The sequence below is a fragment of the uncultured Flavobacterium sp. genome (assembly GCF_937967675.1).
In the GTDB taxonomy this organism is placed as follows: domain Bacteria; phylum Bacteroidota; class Bacteroidia; order Flavobacteriales; family Flavobacteriaceae; genus Flavobacterium.
Genome location: NZ_CALBSN010000056.1, coordinates 1 through 2706, shown reverse-complemented (window position 1 = coordinate 2706; position 2706 = coordinate 1). Strand labels below are relative to the sequence as shown.

Genomic DNA, 2706 nt, shown 5'->3' with positions numbered 1-2706 from the left:
AAACTATGTCAAATTTAGTTGATTTCGTAAATAACGAATTAGTTGCAAAAAAAGATTTCCCTGAGTTTGGTGCGGGTGATACAATCACTGTGTACTACGAAATTAAAGAGGGTGAAAAAACTAGAACTCAGTTCTTCAAAGGAGTTGTAATCCAAAGAAGAGGTGCAGGAGCTACTGAAACTTTTACAATTCGTAAAATGTCAGGTGCTATTGGTGTTGAGCGTATCTTCCCAGTAAACATGCCAGCTTTACAAAAAATTGAAGTGAACCAAAGAGGTAAAGTACGTAGAGCTCGTATCTTCTACTTTAGAGATCTTACTGGTAAAAAAGCAAAAATCAAAGAAAGAAGATACAAAAACTAATTTGTACTTTCTCAAGTATAAAAAGCCGCAACAATGTTGTGGCTTTTTTTATTGAATTTTATTCAAGATTTAAGCAAAATCGCCCCATTATTTCTTTCAAATTTCCTATATTTGGCAGATTTTACAAATTATATTCAAACAAACACATAAGATCCATGTCTAATCAGTCTAAAATAATGTATACCATTACGGATGAAGCGCCTATGTTGGCAACACATTCGTTTTTACCTATTGTAAAAGCCTTTACAAAACCTGCTAATATCGCTATCGAAACGAGAGATATTTCTTTAGCGGGAAGAATTTTAGCTAACTTTCCAGAATTCTTAAAAGAAGATCAAAAAGTAGGTGACGCGCTTACCGAACTAGGACAATTAGCGAATACTCCAGAAGCTAACATTATTAAACTACCTAACATTTCGGCTTCGGTAATTCAATTAAAAGAAGCTATTGCAGAATTACAATCACAAGGTTTCAATATTCCAAACTACCCAGAAGAGCCACAAAACGATACTGAAAAAGAAATCAAAGCAAAATACGCTAAAGTTTTAGGTTCGGCTGTAAATCCAGTTTTACGTGAAGGAAACTCAGACAGAAGAGCACCAAAAGCAGTTAAAAACTACGCAAAAGCGAATCCTCACAGAATGGGAACTTGGGCTTCAGATAGCAAAACTGAAGTAGCTCATATGAATTCTGGTGATTTCTACGGAACAGAAAACTCTACTACAGTTGAAAAAGAAGGAAAATTCAGAATCGTTTTCAATTCAGATAATGGAGCAACTACGGTTTTAAAAGATTTCTCAAATTTAAAAGCTGGTGAAGTTATTGATAGTTCGGTTATGAACTTAAATGCTTTAAAAGAATTCACTAAAGCAACTATTACTGATGCTAAAGCGAAAAACGTTATGCTTTCTGTACATTTAAAAGCAACGATGATGAAGGTTTCGGATCCAATTATTTTTGGAGCTATCGTTGAAACGTTCTTTGCTGATGTGTATACAAAATATGCTGATTTATTCAAATCATTAGATATCAATCCAAACAATGGATTACAAGATTTATACAACAAAATTGCAGGAATTCCTCAAGAAGCGGAAATCAAACAAGCGATTGCTGATGCTTTAGCTAACGGTCCACGTGTAGCTATGGTAAACTCAGAAAAAGGAATTACGAATTTCCATGTTTCTTCTGACGTAATTGTAGATGCCTCTATGGCTGCTTTAGCACGTAGTGGTGGAAAAATGTGGAATGCAGAAGGAAAAGAAGAAGATACTATTGCCATTATTCCAGACCGTGCTTATGCTGGTTTCTATTCGGCTTGTATTGAAGAAATGAAAGAAAATGGCGCTTTAGATCCTAAGACAATTGGTTCTGTTCCAAATGTTGGATTAATGGCTCAAAAAGCAGAAGAATATGGTTCTCACGATAAAACATTCCAATTAAAAGAAAACGGAACAGTTAACGTAGAAGACGAAAACGGAAACGTTTTACTATCTCAAAAAGTAGAAGCAGGTGACATTTTTAGAATGTGTCAGGTAAAAGATGCTCCTATTCAAGATTGGGTAAAATTAGCTGTAAACAGAGCAAGATTATCAGACACTCCAGTTATTTTCTGGTTAGATAAAGGAAGAGCGCACGATAGAGAAATCATCAAAAAAGTAGAGAAATACTTAAAAGATTACGATACAACAGGCTTAGACATTCGTATTATGGATGTAAAAGATGCTATGAAAGAAACTTTAAAAATCATCCGTCAAGGAAAAGACGTGATTTCAGTTTCTGGAAATGTATTACGTGATTACTTAACTGATTTATTCCCAATTTTAGAATTAGGAACTTCGGCTAAAATGTTATCAATCGTTCCTTTGATGAACGGTGGTGGATTGTTCGAAACAGGTGCCGGTGGTTCTGCTCCAAAACACGTGGAACAATTTATTGAAGAAGGGTATTTACGTTGGGATTCATTAGGTGAATTCTTAGCTTTACAAGCTTCTTTAGAACATTTAGCACAAACACAAAACAACGCAAAAGCACAAGTTTTAGCTGATACTTTAGACGAAGCGAATGCAAAATTCTTAGCAGAAGACAAATCGCCAGCAAGAAAAGTGGGTGGAATTGATAACAGAGGTTCTCATTTTTATTTAGCTTATTATTGGGCACAAGCTTTAGCAAACCAAACTAAAGATGCGGAATTAAAAGCAACATTCGCCCCTATTGCAGAAGCAATGACAGCAAATGAGGCAAAAATCGATGCAGAATTAATTTCAGCTCAAGGTAAAGAACAAAAAATAGGTGGTTACTATCATCCAAGTTTTGAACTAACGGAGAAAGCAATGCGTCCAAGTGA

At 35.1% G+C, this 2706-nt stretch carries 2 protein-coding genes; both read left to right on the top strand.

The genetic code is table 11. From position 1 onward, the window contains the following. The first annotated feature begins 5 nt into the window (after positions 1 to 5). Positions 6 to 362, top strand: coding sequence for a 50S ribosomal protein L19 (rplS, locus tag Q0075_RS03675; protein ID WP_291110586.1), 357 nt, complete (start codon positions 6 to 8; stop codon positions 360 to 362). Between the two features lie 155 nt (positions 363 to 517). Further along, on the top strand, positions 518 to 2706 hold a 2189-nt coding region (locus Q0075_RS03670; RefSeq protein ID WP_297868334.1), incomplete at its 3' end, for an NADP-dependent isocitrate dehydrogenase.